Source organism: Fodinicola acaciae, from assembly GCF_010993745.1.
GTDB classification, from domain to species: domain Bacteria; phylum Actinomycetota; class Actinomycetes; order Mycobacteriales; family HKI-0501; genus Fodinicola; species Fodinicola acaciae.
Genome location: NZ_WOTN01000003.1, coordinates 1,098,998 through 1,117,866, shown reverse-complemented (window position 1 = coordinate 1,117,866; position 18,869 = coordinate 1,098,998). Strand labels below are relative to the sequence as shown.

Sequence of the window (18,869 nt, the reverse complement as noted above, 5' to 3'; positions counted from 1 at the left end):
ACAACCGAAAAACCGGGGTCGCGCGGTCATACGATTTCTTCATGACCTCGACATCCCTGTTCAAAATGGCGCCATCAGCGGTCGGCTCGGCTCGACAAGCTCATGCGGGCGCATGTCGTCGTCGGCGGTTCCGGAGCGGGCCGCCGATGGGCCACCGAAGAGCTCAACCACGCCATCGTCCTTCGCATGGCCAGTGAATTCCGAGGCTTCTGCCGCGACCTGCATAACGAAGCCGTCAACGCGACAGCTCAGTGTCCGGTAAAAGGCAAGCTGTGGCGGCAGAATCTCGAGCTGCTCAACAGTGCGAGAAATGGCATTGCGCATGATGACTACGACAAGGTGGCGAAGATCGCGGTGCTGGGCTGGCCGTTGACGTTGGCCTCGGTTCGACGCTGGCGGTCGAGTCTTGCCGGCCTGGCGGTTGCCATGGATCGTTTGGTAAAGCAGAAAGTGCGGGATGTTTGGAGGACCACGCATGGTGAAGCGGGGGCGGCCGAGGCTGATGCCCGGCGATCGAGTGCGTGTCCCATACGGTTCGGGTTTCGCCGATGGGATTGTCCTGCGGACGGATCTGGACGAGCCCGTGATTGGTGGTTACCGCCCTGAGCGCGTCGAGGTCATCGACGCGGCCTGAGGTCAGGCGAAGAGGGCGAAATAGATGGCGATCTGGTGGCAGATCGCGGCGATCAGCGTGCAGGCGTGGAAAATCTCGTGGAAGCCAAACGTCCGCGGCCACGGGTCCGGCCACTTGAGCGCGTACGACACGCCGCCGAGTGTGTAGGCGGCGCCGCCGACGATCAGCAGCACCAAAGAGGTGACGCCGCCGATCCGCAGGATGTCCGGCAGGACGAATGCCGCCGCCCAGCCGAGGCCGACGTAGAGCGGCACGCCGAGCCAGCGCGGCGCCGACGGCCAGCACATCTTCAGCCCGACGCCGGCGAGTGCGCCGGCCCACACCACCGAGAGCAGCACGACGGATGTCGGGGGTTTCAACAAAAGTAGGCAGAACGGCGTGTACGTGCCGGCGATGAACACGAAGATCATCGAGTGGTCGAGCCGCCGCATCACCGCATAGCCGCGCGGCCGCCACAGCCGCCGGTGATAGAGCGCGCTGACGCCGAACAGCCCGCAGACGGTCACCGCGTACACCGCGCAGGACACCGCCGGCAGCCAGCCGGGCCGGCTGGCCGCGAGGCCGACCAGCACGATGCCGCCGACGATCGCCACGCCGAACGCGTAAAGATGCAGCCAGCCGCGCATCCGCGGCCGGGTCAACAGATGCGGCACGACCTCGGACAGGTCGGCTCGCGCGGAGGTCAGCGAGTTGGGCACGCACCAAGGTTACGGGACCGTAGGTTTGGGGTGCCAGTGGCCGGGCGTACGTCACGGTGTGACCTGCGCCGGATTCGTTTGCTGCATTTACAACGTGGCAATTTGCAGTATTGCTCGAAAGGCCTATAGGAAAAACAAAATCGCGCGGCAAACCGAGATGTGAGTCACGCCTTCTGAACCGATTTCTATGCACGTTCTCACATGCTGGAACCGGCACAGTCCCGGCCGGCCCACTAAGCTGCCGAGAATCCCCACGGAAAATTCCCGTGCAGAAGTGGTCTCGCACGGGGGTCGACCCGTTGCCAGATCCACTGTCGCCAACCGCCGGTCAGCGTCGACCGGATGAGAGGACCCGCGTCATGACCGCCACCGTTCCCGGCCTCGAACAGGCCCCCACAAAGCATTCCAAGCTGCTGGAATGGGTGCGCGAGGTGGCCGAGCTGACCACTCCGGACCGGATCCACTGGTGCGACGGTTCCGACGCGGAATGGGCCGCGCTGACCGACGAGCTGGTCGCCAGCGGCACGCTGACCCGGCTGGATCCGGAGAAGAAACCCAATTCTTTCTGGTGTGCCTCGGATCCGACCGACGTCGCCAGGGTCGAGGACCGCACGTTCATCTGCTCGGTCGACCCGGCCGACGCCGGTCCCACCAACAACTGGATGGATCCGGCCGAGATGAAGCGGATCATGACCGAGCTCTACCGCGGCTCGATGCGCGGCCGCACCATGTACGTCGTACCGTTCTGCATGGGGCCGCTCGCCGCGGAAAAACCGATGTTCGGCGTGGAGCTGACCGATTCGCCGTACGTCGTGGCATCGATGCGCATCATGGCCAGGATGGGTGCGCACGTGCTGGAAAAGCTCACTAGTGGATCAGATGGGGACGCGGATTTCGTGCCATGTCTGCATTCGGTCGGCGCGCCTCTTGAGGCCGGACAGCGGGACGTGCCGTGGCCGTGCAACGACACCAAATACATCACGCAGTTCCCCGAAGAGCGGATGATCTGGTCGTACGGCTCCGGCTACGGCGGAAACGCGCTGCTCGGCAAGAAATGCTATTCGCTGCGAATCGCCTCGGTGATGGCGCGCGACGAGGGCTGGCTGGCCGAGCACATGCTGATCCTCAAACTCACCAGCCCGGAGAACAAAACCCATTACGTCGCCGCGGCTTTTCCGTCCGCCTGCGGGAAAACCAACCTCGCGATGCTGGAGCCGACCGTTCCCGGCTGGAAGGTCGAGACGCTCGGCGACGACATCGCCTGGATGCGTTTCGGCGACGACGGCCGGCTCTACGCCGTCAACCCGGAGTACGGCCTGTTCGGCGTCGCGCCGGGGACCGGCTGGAAGACCAACCCCAACGCGATGCGTACGATCGCGCGCGGAAACTCGGTTTTCACCAACGTCGCGCTGACCGACGATGGCGACATCTGGTGGGAGGGGATGACCGAGGAGCAGCCGGCGCACCTCACCGACTGGAAGGGCCGCGACTGGACTCCGGACAGTGGCGAACTGTCCTCGCATCCCAACTCGCGTTTCTGCACGCCGATCACGCAGTGCCCGATCCTCGCCGACGAGTACGAGGACCCCAAGGGCGTGCCGATCTCGGCGATCCTGTTCGGCGGCCGCCGGCGTACGACCATCCCGCTGGTCACCGAGGCGCGCGACTGGAACCACGGCGTCTACCTCGGCGCGACGCTGTCGTCGGAGACCACCGCCGCGGCGACCGGCGCGGTCGGCGTCGTACGGCGTGACCCGTTCGCGATGCTGCCGTTCATCGGCTATCACGGCGGCGACTACTTCCAGCACTGGATCGAGATGGGGAAGGGCGGCACCGGCGACGCGGCCAAGCTGCCGCGGATCTTCTACGTCAACTGGTTCCGCCGCGGTGAGGACGGCCGCTTCCTGTGGCCCGGATTCGGCGAGAACTCGCGCGTGCTGAAGTGGGTCATCGAGCGCATCGAAGGCACCGGCGAGGCGGTCGAGACGCCGATCGGGCACGTACCGACGCCGGCCGCTCTCGACGTCGCCGGTCTGGACCTGACGGAGGAGGACCTGCGGGCCGCTCTGCACGTCGACGTCGACGAGTGGAAGGCGGAGATCCCGCAGGTCACCGAGTGGTTCGAGAAGTTCGGCGACAAGCTGCCGACGGTGCTGTGGGCCGAGCTCGACGCGCTCAAGGCCCGCCTCAACGCCAGCTGACCCCACGCGTCCGCTGAGCTGCCACAGCAGGCGTCCGAATGTAACCTTCTTGCCGTGGCGTATCGGTTCAGATGGTCAACAAGGTGACAATCGGACGTCTCAGCTCGGTGTGCCGGCTGCTGACCGGCATGAGCAGGCACCGCGGCGACTACCGTACGTTGACCATCGGCGGCGAGCTGACCCGGATCCTACGGTGGCAGCTGTCCGGATCGCCGGACGACTATCCGAGGGACATCAACGCGGAGTGGGTCGGTGATCCGGCCGCGCGGCCGGTTGAGTTCGCGCCGGGGCCTGGTGACGTGCCGGTCGTCGGCAGCCGCGTCGCCGACGCGTTCCGCGCCGCCTTCGAGGCGTCCGGCAGCCTGCTGCCGCTGCACATCGACGGCGTCGAAAGCACGGAGTGGTCCGTCTTTCTTGTGGAACAGGTCGTCGACTGCCTGGACACGGAGAAGTCGTCAGCGCCGGAATGGGACGGCGTGATCAGGAAAGGCGTGTTTCGCGCCGACGCAGTGCCGGTCGACCTGCCGGCATTCCGCGTGCCGTCCTCCACCAGCGTCTTCTGGAACGGATGGGCCGCCGATCGCCTGTGCGAGCTGGCTGGCGTCGACGTCGAAGTGCGGCTGGTGTGGTCCGACGACCCGACCCGTACGCCTCACTCCGACCCGTGGGGATTCTGAGCGCCGGCGACGTGGTTGAGCCAGCGCGCGACCTCGCGAGCGTCGGTGCTCGGGTTGCGCTTGAGGGCTTTGGCGAGCGCACGCAGCTCGGTCGGGGTCAGCGGCTGCAGGCGTACGGCGAGCGAGCCGCCGCTTTCGTTGCGTACGCCAAGGACCGGCACCGGCCGCTCGCCGGTCGGTGCCAGCCTACGTCCGGAGCTGGCATAACCGGTGGCCTCGGCGGTCGCGGCCAGCCAGACCTTCGGCGCGGTGGCCAGGTCGGCGGTCTTGGTGGTGAGCGTACGGACGGTGAGGACGGTGCCGTCGAGCTCGGCGTACCGGTTGCGCAGGATGACCGCGGCGACCGGCACACAGAACGCCGCCACCGCGAAGACCGCGACCGTCGCGACCGCGAGGCCGGCGATCGGCCGTCCGCCGATGGTGCTGCCGACCAGCCAGCCGGTGCCGCCCAGGACGACCGCGAAGATAGCCGCGATCAGGCCGACGATGAGCAGGTAGGTGCCGGTCTGGCCGGTCTGGCGGACTCCGAGGCGGAGGGGCTGCGGCATTGCATCTCCCAAGGCGTTGTGGTTGCCGCTTCATGCTCGGCGACCACGGCGTAGGGCGAATCCCTGATCCGTGCCAGCCGGCACGTGGCGAAGATGACAGCTCGCGTACGCCTGCCGGTCAGCGATGTTTGGCAGGCTGGGCCGCATGGGTGATCTGTCTGACGATCTGGAGTTGGCGCTGCGACTGGCCGACGTGGCCGACGACATCAGCCGGCGGTGGTGGCGCGACCCGGCGCTGGACGTGCAGGTCAAGCCGGACAACAGCCTCGTCACCAACGCCGACAAGGAGGTCGAGGCGCGGCTGCGTGAGGTGCTCGCGCGGGCCCGGCCGGACGACACCGTGCTCGGCGAGGAGGAAGGGTTGACCGGCGATCCGGACGGCCGGCGGCGGTGGATCTTCGACCCGATCGACGGTACGGCTAACTACGCGCGCGGACGGCACGGCTTCGGCGCGTTGATCGCGCTGGCCGTCGACGGCACGCCGGTCGTCGGTGTCGTGTCGATGCCGGCGCTGCACGAGCGGTGGTGGGGTGCGGTCGGCGTCACGGCCGACTCGACCGGCGGCCCGATCGCGGTGTCGACGATGGAGAGCCTGGAGGAGGCACACGTCGCATACAGCGGGCCGGCGGTCTGGCGGCGCCGCGGCTATGGCGACGGCATCGAGCGGGTCCGGGCGGCGTCGTACGAGATGTACACCGTGGGCGACGCGAGCGCCTTCGGCAACCTGGCCTCCGGTCGCTACGAGGCGGTGCTCTGTCCCGGTGGCAAGGTGTGGGACTTCGCCGCGTCGTACGCGGTGATGACGGCCGCCGGCGCGGTCGTGACCGACGTCGCCGGCCAGCCGCGCGCCGACACTGGGACGCTGGTCGCCGCCAACCCGACCCTCCACCCCCAGATCCTCGCCCTCCTCGGCTCCGCGGCATAGGGCCGCATGGCCACCATGCGTGCGTCCAACGCACGCATGGTGGCCATGCGACTGGGACAATCGAAGGGTGAAGAGGCATCCGGCGGTCACGGTCGCGGTGGTCGCCTGCGTGCTGGCCGGCGTGGCGACGCTGGCGGCCGACGGCAGCGTGGTGTTCCAGCTGCTGACCAGCGACAACACGCAGGCGGAGCCGGTCGGCGGGGTCGGCGGCCTGGTCGTACGCGCCGCCTGGGCCCTGGTACGCGCGATCGGCCTCATCCTCGCCGCGCGGCACGTCAACCGCGGCTCCGCGGCGGCGCGCGGGGTGGTGATCGTGCTGGCGGTGTCGACGGTGTTCAACACCGTACGGCTGGTCGGCGGCCGCTATGACCCGGCCGTCGGACCGCTGCCACACGCACTGGTCGACGGCCTGCTGATCGCCTCGGCGGCCCTGTGCGCGGCGCTCATCCTGCTGGTGGTGTGGCTGGCGCCGGTACGCGAACACCTCAGCCGGCCGCCGACCAAGCGGCGCAACCTGCTGATCCGGCTGGTCACACCGTCGCCGGACGAGCCGACCTGGGTCCTCACCGCGCGTCCGCTCGCGGCGTCGCTGGCCGCCTGTACGGTCGTGCCGCTGCTGGTCGGCGCCGCCGGCCTGTTCACCGGTGACCTCGCCAGCCGCTATCCGGCGTTGCGGGTGGTCGCCGCCACCGCCGCGCTCAGCGCGCAGTTGGTCGTCGTGCTGATCCTCGTGCTGGTCCTGCCGTACGCGCTGGTCGGTCTCGGCAAGGTGCCGGGTGCGCGCTGGGTCGTGTCGCTGCTGGCCGTGATGGTGATCGCCAGCCAGCCGGTGATCTGTCCGATGGTGCTCGGCGTCGACGGCCTGGTACGCGACGCGCTGCCGGCCGCCACAGCGGCGCTCGTGGTCATCTATGGCCTCATCTTCAACCGGAACGCCAGGCGATGGTTTCGCCGATCACGCACCTCTTCCGGATCGCGTCTGGCGGCGTAAGGTGTGCACCCGTGGCCATCAAGGATCTTCTCTACAAGGTGTACGAGCGACGCCTGGCCACCGCGTTGGCCGGCAAGGACCTGCCAAGGCACATCGGACTGATCATCGACGGCAACCGCCGGTGGGCCCGCGATGTCGGCATGGTGACCAGCGACGGCCACCGCGCCGGCGCGGCCAAGGTCGAGCAGGTGATCGGCTGGAGCCAGGACGCCGGCGTCGAGGCGGTCACGGTGTGGCTGCTGTCCACCGAAAACCTGTCCCGGCCGGAGGCGGAGCTGCGGCCGTTGCTGCAGATCATCGAGGGCCTGGCCACCGACCTGTCCGAAGACGGCCAGCCGTGGCGGCTGACCGTGCTCGGCGCGCTCGACCTGCTGCCGGACCACACCGCGGCGATCCTCAAGGAGGCGGCCGCGCGGACGGACGAGCGCACCGGCATGCGGGTCAACATCGCGGTCGGCTATGGCGGCCGGCGCGAGATCGCCGACGCCGTACGCTCGCTGCTGCTTGAGCACGCCAACCGGGGCAGCTCGATCGAGGAGCTGGCCGAGATCCTCACGCCGGACCACATCGCCGAGCATCTCTACACCCGTGGCCAGCCGGAGCTCGACCTGATCATCCGCACGTCCGGCGAGCAGCGGCTGTCCGGTTTCCTGCTGTGGCAGAGCGTCTATTCGGAGTTCTATTTCTGCGACGCCTACTGGCCGGCGTTTCGCCGCACGCATTTCCTGCGCGCGATGCGCGATTACGCCAATCGCCACCGCCGTTTCGGCGGTTAGCCGCGCCAGGCGGCGAGCAGCTTCGCCTCCTCCTCAGCGGTCAGGCCGGCCGGCGTCAGCGTCGGATTTTCCGCGCGTAGCCACGCCAAAGTCGCCGCCGCGCTGTCGGAGATGTCACGAAACTCGTGGCCGGCGGCGACCACCGCGGTCACGTCACGGCTCATGAATCCGGCGTTTTCCGGCAGCTTCACCCACAACGGCAGCGACCGCGGCCCCATCCACTCCTCGACCTGGTGATCGACCAGGAATTCCTGCGGGACCCAGGTGAAAGTCGCGTCGGCGCCGACACCTTTCCTGACGCCGTCGAGGAAGTCGGCGCGGGTCATCGGCGGACTGTCCGAGTCGTACGTGCCACCGAGCCGCTTTTCCGCGCCATCCACCAGCCAGCTCGCCAGATCGCGTACGTCCACGCACTGCACCAGATCAGCGGGGTCGCCCGGCGCCAGCACCTCGCCGCCGCGCGCGATTCGCGAGACCCAGTAAGGAAAACGGTTGGACGGGTCGTCCGGCCCGACGATCAGCCCGGCGCGTACGACCAACGCCGCCGACCCCCACCGCCGCGTCACCAGGTTTTCGCACGAAACCTTGTTATGGCCATAGTTTCCAGGCAAAGTCTCGTCGCCGTCAGCCGGCAGCGGAGCCAGCAGCGGCGAGTTTTCCACGCGTCGCCCAATTGCCAGGTCGTCGGCGTAGACACTGACCGTCGACACGAAAATCCAGTGGCCGACGCGGTCGGACAGCTCGTCCAGCGCACGCCGCACGTGGCTCGGCCGCCGGGCCACGTCGATCACCGCGTCGAACTCGCGGCCGGCCAGCGCGTCCAGGCTCGAGTCGCGGTCGACGCGTACGAGCTCGACGCCGTCCGCGGTCGGCGCCGAGCCGCGGGCCGCGCAGGTCACCTGATGTCCGCGCGCCACCGCCTGCCGGGCGGTCTGTCTGGACAGGAACGCCGTTCCACCGAGGATGAGCAGTCTCATGGGTACGACCCTGACGCACCGGACCGGCGCGCGACAGCCGTTCCGCCGACGGCGCAAGCCGCGCCGCTGAACGCCAGGTGTCGCGCGTGTGTCCGGCCGATGCCGGCGGTGTTTCAGCAGGTCCCCGCACATCACCGGCCGGCGTGTCAAGGTCTTGATCTCTGGCCCGGCCGGCGTAGCGTCATGAGTAGCGGACCGGGGCTTCCGGGCCGCTCGGGTGGCCCCTGCTAAGGAGCCTTCTTGGTCCGACCGCTGCTCGTCTCCTCCGGAGGCGACACTCAGCGAGGGGGCCGGCACCCGGCCCCTGCCTGGGGTCTGGTCCCGGCCACATCCTCACCGCGGGTGTCGGGTGCACACCTGCTGGAGCGGCGCCGTGACTACTTCATCTGCCACACCCGCCCCTGGAGCCCGTACGCGTGTCACGACGTACGTCATCGACACGTCGGTCTTCCTGTCTGATCCTGGCGCGCTGGCTCGCTTCGCCGAGCACGAGGTGGTCCTCCCGCTGGTGGTCATCAGCGAGCTGGAGGGAAAGCGACACCATCCCGAGCTGGGGTGGTTTGCCAGGCAAACCCTGCGAACACTGGACGAACTGAGAGTCAAATACGGCCGGCTGGACACGCCGATCCCGGTCAACGACGAGGGCGGCACCATCCGGATCGAGCTCAACCACTCCGATCCGGCGGTGCTGCCGCCGGGCTTCCGCGCCGACGCCAACGACCACCGGATCCTCGCGGTCGCGCTCAACCTGGCCGCCGAAGGCCGGGACGTCGTGCTCGTCAGCAAGGACATGCCGCTGCGGGTGAAGGCCGCCTCGGTCGGCATCGCCGCCGACGAATACCGGCACGAGATGGCCACCGGCGACGGGTGGTCCGGGATGGTCGAGCTGGACGTGACCGACGAGCAGATGGCCACGCTGTACGGCGAGGAGAGCCTCGACCTGCCGTCGGCGGCCGGCCTGCCGTGCCACACCGGCCTGGTGCTGCTGTCCGGCCGCGGCTCGGCGCTCGCGCGCGTCCTGCCGGACAAGACCGTCCGGCTGGTACGCGGCGACCGCGAGGCCTTCGGCCTGCACGGCCGGTCGGCCGAGCAGCGCGTCGCGCTCGACCTGCTGCTCGACGACGACATCGGCATCGTGTCGCTCGGCGGCCGCGCCGGCACCGGCAAGTCGGCGCTGGCGTTGTGCGCCGGCCTGGAGGCGGTGATGGAGCGGCGCCGGCACAAGAAGGTGGTGGTGTTCCGGCCGCTGTACGCGGTCGGCGGCCAGGAGTTGGGCTATCTGCCCGGCACCGAGGCGGAGAAGATGTCGCCGTGGGGCCAGGCGGTCTACGACACGCTCGGCGCGCTGGTGTCCGACAACGTGATGGACGAGATCGCCGACCGCGGCATGCTGGAAGTTATGCCGCTGACGCATATTCGTGGCAGAAGTCTCCATGACGCGTTCGTCATCGTCGACGAGGCGCAGTCGCTGGAGCGCAACGTCCTGCTGACGGTGCTGTCCCGGCTCGGCCAGCGCTCGCGCGTCGTACTCACCCATGACGTGGCGCAACGCGACAACCTGCGGGTTGGCCGCCATGACGGGGTCGCTGCGGTCATCGAGGCGCTGAAGGGCCATCCGCTGTTCGCGCACGTGACGCTGACGCGCTCGGAACGGTCGCCGGTTGCGGCCCTTGTGACCGAAATGCTGGAAGGGCTCAATTTGTAACCGCGTGGCGCATGCGGCACGACCCGCGTGGGACCGTATTGTGGTCCCCGCGGGTCGTTCGTTGTTCGCTATGTCGCTAAAGTGCCGATATGCGGACGTGCGGATCCACCGTTTCGCCGGTTCGGAATAACGTTTTGGACCAGCGCGGCGATGTATCCCACGTACGACTACCCGCACGCTCGGCCGCCTTCCTTCCCCAGGCCGGGTTGCCGGACGACGACCGTCCGGCGACAGGGTGTTGGAGCCGTTCGCGGGCCGCTTCGGCGGTCTGGTGCGCACGACGAAGGGAAGTTCGCAGGTGAACCGGATCATGATCCGGGGTTCGAGCCTGGCCGTACGCGCGTTCGCGGTCGCCGTCCTGGTGATCGGCGTCGGCGCGGCGTACTACGCCACCTCGAACAAGGACACGCGCACGATCGCCGTCGAGCAGAGGACACCGGTCTACGACGACCGCGTCGACCAGCCGAACACGCTGGCCGACGCCAAGCGTGCCGGCTCGACCGCGCAGATCGGCGCTCAGCAGCAGAAGGCCGCCGCCGCGGCCAAGGCGGCCGCCGACCGGGCCGCCGCGGCCGCACGCGCCGCCCGCTCGCAGAGCCGCGACGACGGCACGTCCGGTGCCGGCCTCGACGTGCCGACGACCCCGATCGACTGCATGCAATACAGCGGCAACCGCCGGATCGGCTGCTCGTTCCTGCCGAAGTTCGGCTTCTCCACCGCGCAGATGGCCTGCCTGGAGCCGCTGTGGACCAAGGAGAGCGGCTGGTCGACGCACGCGTCCAACGACGCCGGCACCGCGTGGGGGATCCCGCAGGCGCTGCCTGGCTCGAAGATGAAGTCCGCCGGGCCCAACTGGCGCGACGACGCGGCCACCCAGATCACCTGGGGCCTGCGCGACTACATCAAGCCGCGCTACGGCTCGCCGTGCAAGGCGTGGGCCCACTTCCAGGCCAACAACTGGTACTGACCCGTACGTGAAGGCCGCAGGGCCTCCCTACCGCGCGTAGGGAGGCCCTGCGGCGTTTCAGCGCTCGGCGGCCTGGTCGTCGAGGAAGCGCTCGATCAGCCCGCGTACGACCGCGGCCATGGTGAAGTTGTGCTCGCCGCACCACACGCGCAGCCGGCTGTGCTGGTCGGTCGGCAGCCGTACGGTCACCAGCTGGCTGTTCTCGCCGCTGGGCAGCAGGCCGGTGACCTGCCGGCGCCAGTCCGGCGGCAGGCCGGACCAGGCGGCAGCGCGTTGCAGGTGCGCCGGCGCGGTGTCGGTCGACCGGGTCGAGAGCAGCCAGGCGGTCACCTCCTGGCGGTCCTCGGACGACAGCGACTCCAGAGCGGTGGCGAGCTTGGCGGCGGGGCTCATGCTCGTACGATAGCGCCGACTATCATTTGGCGATAGCGTGCGCAATCGCCGCGGTGGTCGTCACCGTCGCGAAGTTGTCGTGCAGGTTGGCCGCTGTGATCCTGGCGAACTCGTCCGCGCTCACCGCCGAGCCGTCCGGTCCGACCTCGTCGAAGGTGTGGGTCGCGTCGATCGCGAAGAGCACGCGATAGCCGAGGTCGCCGCCCACCCGCGCGGTCGTCTCGCAGCACCGGTTGGTCTGGATGCCGCACACGACGATCTCCCGGATGCCCTGCGCGGTCAGCCATCCGTGCAGGTCAGGGTCGCCGATGAAGGACGAGTGTGCGGACTTGCCGACGGCCAGGTCGGCCGTGAGGTCGGCGACCAGCGGCTGCAGGTCGTTGCCGCGCTGGCCGGGCCGCAGTGGCGATCCCGGCTGGCGCGAGTTGTGCCGGACCAGCACGATCGGCCGGCTCGTACGCTGCCAGCCGGTCACCAGCGTCTCCACGTTGGCCTCGAAGTCGGGGTTGTCGCGCCGGCCCCAGCTCGGGTCCTTGAAGCCTTCCTGCACGTCGATGACGATGAGTGCGGCATTGCTCGCGATAGCGTCCATGCTGTCGACTGTCGCCGATCGCGGCGACTGTCACTAGTGGCAGGAAGGTCATCTCAGGGTAGATTTCCGCCATGCGTACGGTCGCGATGGTCCTGCAGCCGGGCAACAACGCCTTCGATGTCGGCGTGGTGGTCGAGGTCTGGGGAAAGGACCGTACGGAGCACGGCCTGCCTGCGTTTGAGCTGCGGCGTTGTGCCGCCACGCTCGATCCGGTCGAGCTGGAAGGCGGCCTGCTCGCGAAGCCGACGCACACGATGGCCGGGCTCGTCGGTGCCGACCTGGTCGTCGTGCCGGGCCGGCTCGACTGGTTCGGAGCCGTCGACAAGCGAGTGGCGGAGGCGCTGCGGTCGGCCGTGCGCGCGGATGCCACCGTCGCCGGCCTGTGTTCCGGCGCCGCGACGCTCGCCGCCGCCGGTCTGCTCGACGGCCGTCGCGCCACCACCCACTGGTTGCTGGCCGATCGGCTGGCCGCCGACTTTCCGCGTGTCTCCGTGGAAACCGACGCGCTGTTTGTCGGCGACGGTCCACTGTGGACATCGGCTGGCACGGCCGCCGGCATCGACCTGTGCCTGCACCTCGTACGCCAGGCGCACGGCTCGGCCGCCGCCGCGACCGTCGCGCGGCGGATGGTCACGCCGCCGCACCGCGATGGCGGCCAGCGGCAGTACGTCGACACGCCGGTGCCGGCGCGGACCGCGGCGCCGACGATCGCGGCCGTCCAGGAGTGGGCGCGCGACCGGCTCGACCATCCGCTCGCGGTCGCCGACCTGGCCGGCCGGGCCGGCGTCAGCGAGCGCACCTTCGCGCGCCGGTTCGTCGCCGAGATCGGCCTGCCGCCGCTGCGCTGGCTGCTCGGCGAACGCGTACACCGTGCCGCCGAGCTGCTCGAACGTTCGGACCTGTCGGTCGACCGCGTCGCCACACGGTGCGGTTTCGCCGACGCGGGCGTGCTGCGTACGCACTTTCGCCGGCAGCTCGGCACGACGCCGGCCGCCTATCGGCGCACTTTCGGCGAATAGTCAGACTTCCGGGTGCATCCGGAAGTCGTACCGCGCCGGCAGTGGCTCGTCGGTGCCGGCGGCCGCCTGGAACTCGGTCCACAGCGTGCCGAGGCTGTCCTCACCCTCCTTCAGGTCGCTGATTTCCAAGCCGCCGCGCAAAATCTCGCCAGCACGATCCAGCGCACCGGTCTTGATCGCGGCGCGGCACTCCTGCAACCGGATCCGACCGTGGCCGCGCTGCATCGAGTCGAGCCGGTCGACCAGCGCCAGCGCGTGCGCCGCGCGGCCGGCTGCCAGCAGCGCGCCGAGAGTTTCGTTGCTGAGCCGCCAGTCGCCGGGCAGCAGGTCATGTGCCTCGGTGTAGAGCAGCGCCGCCGCGTCCGCGTTTTCCGCCAGCAGAGCCAGATTGCGCAGACTCCACGGGTTTGGCGCCGCCGCGGCCGACTCACGCCAGGCATGGCGCGCGCCGTCGAGATCGCCGGCCGCATAGCGTACGAGCCCCAGCTGCAGCAAGGAATGCCAGTCGTGCTGTTTCTCCAGCAGCTCTGTCCACTGTGGACCGACGACCGTCGCGGCCGGTGGATCGCTCACCGGCAGTTGGCCGTCCAGCAGCCGCAACCACGGCTGCTGCTTTTCGTCGAGGGTGTCTTCCGCGAACGGCGTTCCCGGCGCGGCTGGTAGCCCACCGCTGCGCACTTCCAGCGCACCCCAGCCGGAGCCGGCGAACAGCCGCTCGACCGGCGCCAGCTCCGACCAGCCGGCCGCCGCCGCATCGGCTTTTTCCAGCGTATCCAAGGAAATGACGGCGTCATCGACGGCGGCGACGGCCTGGTCCCAGGGGCCGTGCGCGGCGACCGGGTCGATCGCGACCGGTCCGTACGCCTCGGTCCACGACCAGGTCTGGCCGGCCGGCAGCGGCAGGTGCTCCAGCTGCGTACGTGCCAGACCGGCCTGGATCTCCGCGTACGGCTGGCCGCCGAGCCATTCCTGCCAGCGGTTTCCGCCGCGACCACGGCCCCAGAAAAACTGCTTCCTGCCACGCAGTCGGGGCGTTGACGCCTGCACCAAGCCGCGACCGGCGTGGTCCACCGCGGCGACCCACGGCGCGGAGTTTTCCGGGATGTCGTAGAAATAGTCGGCGGACCGGCGGCCGCGCGCCGGATAGCCGTCGGTCGGGCCGGGGATCGCCACCTTGGAAAGCGTTGCCTCGTAACCGAAATGCCACGCGCTGGCGGCCGGCGCGATCACCCGGGTGGTCTCGGTCTCCGGCACGGCGACGTTCGACCACCAGTAGACCGGCACCGTCTCGTCGTGCGGATTGTGCAGCCGTGGACGGACGAAAAGCACCGGCGAACCCGGCGGCAGCCAGGCGTCGAGCTGCACGACCATCCGCCGCATCCGCTCGAACTCCCACATCCGCAGCACCGGACATCCGTCGCCGTCGACCCGGCCGGCGTGCAACGGCGAGCAGGTGAGGGCCCAATGCCCGGTGGTGCCGAGGTTCCACTCGACGCCGCCGGCGAACCAGGCGTTGCGCAACGCCAGGTTGGCGACCTGCAACACCGGCGGACTGTGCAGCAGCTCGATGCCGGTGCGACGGTCGACCAGCGACCACAGCCGGCCGCCGTAGGTCAGCAGGAAGGTCGCCGTCAGCCGCTCGTTTTCCAGTACGGCGACCGGAAGGTCGGCGATGACCGGCTCGCGCGCATAGCCGTTCTGAGCGTGGTATGGCAGAAGGTTGGCGACCTTGCCGTAGTCGATGTCCATGTCGTGTCCGGACACCGTCGCGTGGATGTCGGTGCCGCGCAGCAGCGGCCACGGACTGTCCGGCCCCGGCGCCGTCACCGGCATGCGCAACGTGTCCAGCCTCAGCGTCGAGCTCACCCTGCCCCCTTCGGAATTGTCGGTGGTCGACTCTAATGTCGAAGCCGTGTTCAAGGCAGCGCAGATCGACACGTTGGCTGCATCCGGCTGGTCCGCGTGCGGCTCGGTCGCGCGGCTGGTGGCCGCCGCCGGCCTGCCGGCGATCACGCGCGACTACCTCGCCGACGCTTTCACCGCCGAGCAGTGGAAATCCGCGCAGGAGCGTGCGCGGGCGCTGTCGGCACGTTTCGCCGGAGCGCGGTTCGCCGACGAGGTGACCTATGGCGTGCTGCTGGTGCCGGATCCGGCGTTGCTCGACACGCGGCGGGCGCTGCCGGCGGACGTACGCACCGACCAGCTCGGCCAGCCGTCTCCCGACGTTTTCGACGAGCGGCTGCCCGACGGCGTGCTCGGTGTGTCAGGGGCGCCCTGGACGATGGTGGTGACCGTGACCGGCGCGTACGGCCCGGCGCTGGGCAGCTGGCGGCAGGTCACCGAGTCCGACGACCTGGCCGTCGACGGCGTCGACACGCGGCCGCTGATGATCCGCCAGCTGTGGGGTGCGCGTGTGCTGCAGTGCGGCGCCGCGCCACCGGACTGCGAGGCCAACCAGCGGTGGACGTTCACGCTGTTCGCCGGCGAGCCGCTGACCGACGGCCTGGCCGAGTCGGGCACCGTGCTCAAGGGGCGCGTACGTTTCCGGCTCGGCAAGCCGGACCGCGGCATCGGCTCGGCCAGGGTCGCTCCGGCGCTCTGAGACTGTTGGGGAACTCAGGCACGCGATAGCCGAGCCCAAACGCCGCCTGCCGGCACCGGACGAAACCCCACCATAGCGCTGCTATTTGGGCTTCCGTCCGGCACTGGCAGGGCGACGTTTGGATCTCGACTCTCGCGCACCTCAGTCCCCAACAGTCTCTCAGCCTGGCTTGACCGCCTGCAGCGTGTAGGTCTGCGGCAGCCGCCACGGCCGGTCGGCCAGCCGGAACTCGCCGTCCGGCAGCCGCTCGCTCATCCCCGGCAGCGGGTCCCACGGCGCCGACTCGTGCTCCTCCAGCATGGTCAGCCGCAGGCCGTTGGCCAGCAGTGCGGTCACGATCTCGCCGAGGCCGTGGTTCCACTCGTGCGTGGTGTTGTTGGCGAAGACGTGATCGGTCTCCACGTACGTGCCGCCCTCGGTCCAGACGGTCGCCTCTTTCCGCTCGAAATAGGGAAACTCGACGGCCAGCAGGCCGTCCTCGCGCGGATCGTCCAGAGACCACAGCATCGGGTGGCCTTCGCGGATGAACAGCCGGCCGCCCGGCCGGAGCAGCGCGGCCACGACACCGGCCCAGCGGCGGATGTCGGGGATCCAGCACAGCGCGCCGATGCCGGTGAAGACCAGGTCAAACTGTCCCTCGCCGAGCAACTCGACGGCGTCGTACACGTTGCCCTGTACGAAATCCACGTCGTCGCCGCTGTCGCGTACCAGTGCGCGCGCCTCGGCGAGCGAGGCGGCGGAGAAGTCCAGGCCGGTCATCTTCGCGCCGAGCCGCGACAGCGAGACGGTGTCGGTGCCGATGTGACACTGCAGGTGCACGCCGCGCAGTCCCTCGACCGAGCCGAGCCGCGGCAGGTCGAAGGTCACCACCTGGCTCAGCAGCTTCGGATCGGTCTTGTATGCCTCGACGTGATAGTCACGCGACGTGGCATGCACCGGCGCGCGCTCGTCCCACGACGCCTGGTTGAACCTCACGTAGTCTTCCACGCTCGGCACGATCGCACGCCACGCCGCGCGTACGCGACCGCATTTCCCTCTCCGCGCGTTCCGAAGGCACTACCACCTGAGCTTGTACGGGTCGAAGAGGTCGATGTCCTCCCGGACCAGCGCGTACGTGGCGATCTGCTCGACGAAATAGCCGAACGACTCGCCGACCGGCCGGTATACCAGCGCCTCCGGGGTGTCCGCGTCGTAGACGCCGTCCTCGATCGTCGAATGCGGCAACACCCACACCGGACCGTCGTAGGGCAGCTCCAGCGCGTAAAGCACGCCGGCGCCGTTGCTGGCGACGATCATCACCTCGTGTGTCTTGCCGCCCTGCCGCACGTACGCGGGCCGGCCGGAGCGGTGCACCTCGGCGATCCACTCCGGCGGCCCGATCGTGTAGCCCTTCCACGCGCCGGGCAGCTCGACCGACCGGATGTGCGAGAAGAACTGGGTGATCTCCTCGGGGATCCGGTCGCCGAACTCGGCGCGCAACGGCTCCAACGTGTCGTCGTCGGCGAGGTGTACGGCGTTCCCGCCGGGGCTGTCGGCGTTGACGACCTCGACGGCCTGCTGGAAGCGCAGGACGACGCGCTCGATGTTCATCATGGGTGCGTCATCGACAGCAGGTCGAGGGCCGCGTCGAGCTGCTTCTCGGTCACCACGCCGTCGCCGGCCTCGTCGGCGACGAAACCGAGGTCGTGTACGGCCTCGCGGATGGTCAGGTTCTGCGCGATCGCGTGCTTGGCGACCTTGGCAGCGTTCTCGTAGCCGATGTAGCGGTTGAGCGGCGTGACCACCGACGGCGACGAGCCGGCCAGCGCGCCGGCGCGGTCGGCGTTGGCGGTGATGCCGTCGACGCACTTGTCGGCGAACAGCCGCGACACGTTGGCCAGCAGCCGGATCGACTCCAGCAGGTTGGCGGCGATCACCGGCAGCATCACGTTGAGCTCGAAGTCGCCGGTCGCGCCGCCGAAGGCGACCGCGGCGTCGTTGCCGACGACCTGCGCGGACACCTGGCGTACGGCCTCGCAGATGACCGGGTTGACCTTGCCGGGCATGATCGAGGAGCCGGGTTGCAGGTCGGGCAGCGCGATCTCGCCGAGGCCGGTACGCGGACCGGAGCCGAGCCAGCGGATGTCGTTGGCGATCTTGAAAAGGCCGACCGCGATCGTACGCAGCTGGCCGGAGGTCTCCACCAGGCCGTCGCGTGCGCCCTGTGCCTCGAAGTGGTCGACGGCCTCGGTCAGCGGCAGCTTGGTGGCCTTGGCCAGCTCGGAGATCACCGCTGCGGAGAAGCCGGGCGGCGTGTTGATGCCGGTGCCGACCGCGGTGCCCCCCAGCGGCAGCTCGGCCAGCCGCGGCAGCGAGGCCTCCAGCCGCTGGATGCCGCGCTCGACCTGGGTGGCATAGCCGCCGAACTCCTGGCCAAGCGTCACCGGTGTCGCGTCCATCAGGTGCGTACGACCCGGCTTGACGATCGCCGCGAACTTCTTTTCCTTGCGCCGCAACGACTTCGCCAGGTGCTCGAGCGCGGGGACCAGGTCGCGTACGACCGCCTCGGTGGCCGCCACGTGGATCGACGACGGGAAGGTGTCGTTGGACGACTGGCTCGCGTTGACGTGGTCGTTAGGGTGCACCGGCCGGCCGAGCTTCTCGGTCGCCAGCGTGGCCAGCACCTCGTTCATGTTCATGTTGCTGGAGGTGCCCGAGCCGGTCTGGAACACGTCGATGGGGAACTGGTCGTCCCACCGGCCGGCGACGACCTCGGCGGCGGCCTCCTGGATCGCCGCGGCCATGTCCTTGTCGACGACCTTGAGCTTGGCGTTGACCTTCGCGGCGGCGGCCTTGATCCGGGCCAGCGCGGCCACGTGCGCCTGCTCCAGCGTACGGCCGGAGATCGGGAAGTTTTCCACCGCGCGCTGCGTCTGGGCCCGCCAGCGCGCGTCGATCGGCACTCTGACCTCACCCATGGTGTCGTGCTCGATCCGGTACTGCTGTTCGGAAGTGGTGTCGGCCATGAGCCCAGTGTCCCGCATCGGGAATCCGGCCGTTCAGTCCGGTGATCCAGACGGCGGCTGAGCGCGCCGGAGGGGTGTCCTCGTACCGGGTTGTGTTCGGACATCCGTCCGGGGTGTTCAGGCGTTGTCTGGGCGCTGGAACGAATGGTCGGATTCCCG

General features: G+C 69.3%; 19 protein-coding genes. 9 read left to right on the top strand and 10 right to left on the bottom strand.

What is annotated here, in order from left to right; genetic code table 11:
• Nucleotides 1–60 precede the first annotated feature (60 nt).
• Nucleotides 61–324 (bottom strand): hypothetical protein, encoded by a 264-nt coding sequence (locus tag GNX95_RS31465; RefSeq protein ID WP_163511301.1) that lies wholly within the window; start codon nucleotides 322–324, stop codon nucleotides 61–63.
• A gap of 312 nt (nucleotides 325–636) precedes the next feature.
• Entirely contained in the window at nucleotides 637–1,260 is a 624-nt protein-coding gene (gene trhA, locus GNX95_RS31460; RefSeq protein ID WP_163512048.1) for a PAQR family membrane homeostasis protein TrhA, read from the bottom strand.
• Between the two features lie 431 nt (nucleotides 1,261–1,691).
• Between trhA and GNX95_RS31455 the strand changes: the two genes are divergently transcribed.
• Both GNX95_RS31455 and GNX95_RS31450 read left to right on the top strand, forming a co-directional pair.
• Nucleotides 1,692–3,533 carry a phosphoenolpyruvate carboxykinase (GTP) gene (locus GNX95_RS31455; protein ID WP_163511300.1) on the top strand — a complete coding sequence of 614 codons (1,842 nt, stop codon included), beginning with the start codon at nucleotides 1,692–1,694 and terminating at the stop codon, nucleotides 3,531–3,533.
• Nucleotides 3,534–3,616: 83 nt separating this feature from the next.
• Entirely contained in the window at nucleotides 3,617–4,210 is a 594-nt protein-coding gene (locus GNX95_RS31450; protein WP_222854069.1) for a hypothetical protein, read from the top strand.
• Here GNX95_RS31450 and GNX95_RS31445 read toward each other — a convergent pair.
• Nucleotides 4,186–4,758, bottom strand: a complete 573-nt coding sequence (locus GNX95_RS31445) for a hypothetical protein (RefSeq protein ID WP_163511298.1) — start codon at nucleotides 4,756–4,758, stop codon at nucleotides 4,186–4,188. The genes GNX95_RS31450 and GNX95_RS31445 overlap by 25 nt on opposite strands.
• Before the next feature lie 145 nt (nucleotides 4,759–4,903).
• On the opposite strand from GNX95_RS31445, the gene GNX95_RS31440 reads away from it, so the two are divergent.
• The 3 genes from GNX95_RS31440 (at nucleotide 4,904) to GNX95_RS31430 (ending at nucleotide 7,450) form a co-directional block, all read left to right on the top strand.
• Nucleotides 4,904–5,683 carry an inositol monophosphatase family protein gene (locus tag GNX95_RS31440; protein WP_163511297.1) on the top strand — a complete coding sequence of 260 codons (780 nt, stop codon included), beginning with the start codon at nucleotides 4,904–4,906 and terminating at the stop codon, nucleotides 5,681–5,683.
• 67 nt (nucleotides 5,684–5,750) lie between these two features.
• Complete coding sequence (locus GNX95_RS31435; protein ID WP_163511296.1) at nucleotides 5,751–6,674, top strand: hypothetical protein; 924 nt, start codon at nucleotides 5,751–5,753, stop codon at nucleotides 6,672–6,674.
• Nucleotides 6,675–6,685: 11 nt separating this feature from the next.
• Nucleotides 6,686–7,450, top strand: coding sequence for an isoprenyl transferase (locus GNX95_RS31430; protein ID WP_163511295.1), 765 nt, complete (start codon nucleotides 6,686–6,688; stop codon nucleotides 7,448–7,450).
• Here the strand turns inward: GNX95_RS31430 and GNX95_RS31425 are convergent.
• On the bottom strand, nucleotides 7,447–8,427 hold the full coding sequence (locus GNX95_RS31425) for an NAD-dependent epimerase/dehydratase family protein (RefSeq protein ID WP_163511294.1): 981 nt from the start codon (nucleotides 8,425–8,427) through the stop codon (nucleotides 7,447–7,449). The genes GNX95_RS31430 and GNX95_RS31425 overlap by 4 nt on opposite strands.
• Nucleotides 8,428–8,800: 373 nt before the next feature.
• Between GNX95_RS31425 and phoH2 the strand changes: the two genes are divergently transcribed.
• The gene (gene phoH2 / locus GNX95_RS31420) at nucleotides 8,801–10,132 is read left to right on the top strand and encodes an RNA 5'-3' helicase PhoH2 (RefSeq protein WP_222854068.1); all 1,332 of its coding nucleotides are present in this window, start codon (nucleotides 8,801–8,803) and stop codon (nucleotides 10,130–10,132) included.
• A 310-nt stretch (nucleotides 10,133–10,442) separates the two neighbouring features.
• Complete coding sequence (locus GNX95_RS31415; RefSeq protein WP_163511293.1) at nucleotides 10,443–11,099, top strand: aggregation-promoting factor C-terminal-like domain-containing protein; 657 nt, start codon at nucleotides 10,443–10,445, stop codon at nucleotides 11,097–11,099.
• A 57-nt stretch (nucleotides 11,100–11,156) separates the two neighbouring features.
• Here the strand turns inward: GNX95_RS31415 and GNX95_RS31410 are convergent, their stop codons facing one another.
• Both GNX95_RS31410 and GNX95_RS31405 read right to left on the bottom strand, forming a co-directional pair.
• Nucleotides 11,157–11,492: a hypothetical protein gene (locus tag GNX95_RS31410; protein ID WP_163511292.1), complete on the bottom strand. Its 336-nt coding sequence runs from the start codon at nucleotides 11,490–11,492 to the stop codon at nucleotides 11,157–11,159.
• Between the two features lie 22 nt (nucleotides 11,493–11,514).
• Nucleotides 11,515–12,084 carry a cysteine hydrolase family protein gene (locus GNX95_RS31405; RefSeq protein ID WP_163511291.1) on the bottom strand — a complete coding sequence of 190 codons (570 nt, stop codon included), beginning with the start codon at nucleotides 12,082–12,084 and terminating at the stop codon, nucleotides 11,515–11,517.
• A gap of 71 nt (nucleotides 12,085–12,155) precedes the next feature.
• Here GNX95_RS31405 and GNX95_RS31400 point away from each other — a divergent pair, with 71 nt between their 5' ends.
• Nucleotides 12,156–13,103: a GlxA family transcriptional regulator gene (locus GNX95_RS31400; RefSeq protein WP_163511290.1), complete on the top strand. Its 948-nt coding sequence runs from the start codon at nucleotides 12,156–12,158 to the stop codon at nucleotides 13,101–13,103.
• Here the strand turns inward: GNX95_RS31400 and GNX95_RS31395 are convergent, their stop codons facing one another.
• On the bottom strand, nucleotides 13,104–14,969 hold the full coding sequence (locus tag GNX95_RS31395; RefSeq protein ID WP_163511289.1) for a DUF5107 domain-containing protein: 1,866 nt from the start codon (nucleotides 14,967–14,969) through the stop codon (nucleotides 13,104–13,106). It lies immediately after the preceding gene.
• 46 nt (nucleotides 14,970–15,015) lie between these two features.
• Here GNX95_RS31395 and GNX95_RS31390 point away from each other — a divergent pair, with 46 nt between their 5' ends.
• Nucleotides 15,016–15,705, top strand: coding sequence for a hypothetical protein (locus tag GNX95_RS31390; RefSeq protein WP_163511288.1), 690 nt, complete (start codon nucleotides 15,016–15,018; stop codon nucleotides 15,703–15,705).
• Nucleotides 15,706–15,864: 159 nt separating this feature from the next.
• Here the strand turns inward: GNX95_RS31390 and GNX95_RS31385 are convergent, their stop codons facing one another.
• The 3 genes from GNX95_RS31385 to GNX95_RS31375 form a co-directional block, all read right to left on the bottom strand.
• Entirely contained in the window at nucleotides 15,865–16,692 is an 828-nt protein-coding gene (locus GNX95_RS31385; RefSeq protein WP_163511287.1) for a class I SAM-dependent methyltransferase, read from the bottom strand.
• Between the two features lie 69 nt (nucleotides 16,693–16,761).
• Complete coding sequence (locus GNX95_RS31380; protein WP_163511286.1) at nucleotides 16,762–17,298, bottom strand: hypothetical protein; 537 nt, start codon at nucleotides 17,296–17,298, stop codon at nucleotides 16,762–16,764.
• Nucleotides 17,295–18,710, bottom strand: coding sequence for a class II fumarate hydratase (locus GNX95_RS31375; protein ID WP_163511285.1), 1,416 nt, complete (start codon nucleotides 18,708–18,710; stop codon nucleotides 17,295–17,297). Before GNX95_RS31375 ends, GNX95_RS31380 begins: the two co-directional genes overlap by 4 nt.
• Nucleotides 18,711–18,869: the final 159 nt, after the last annotated feature.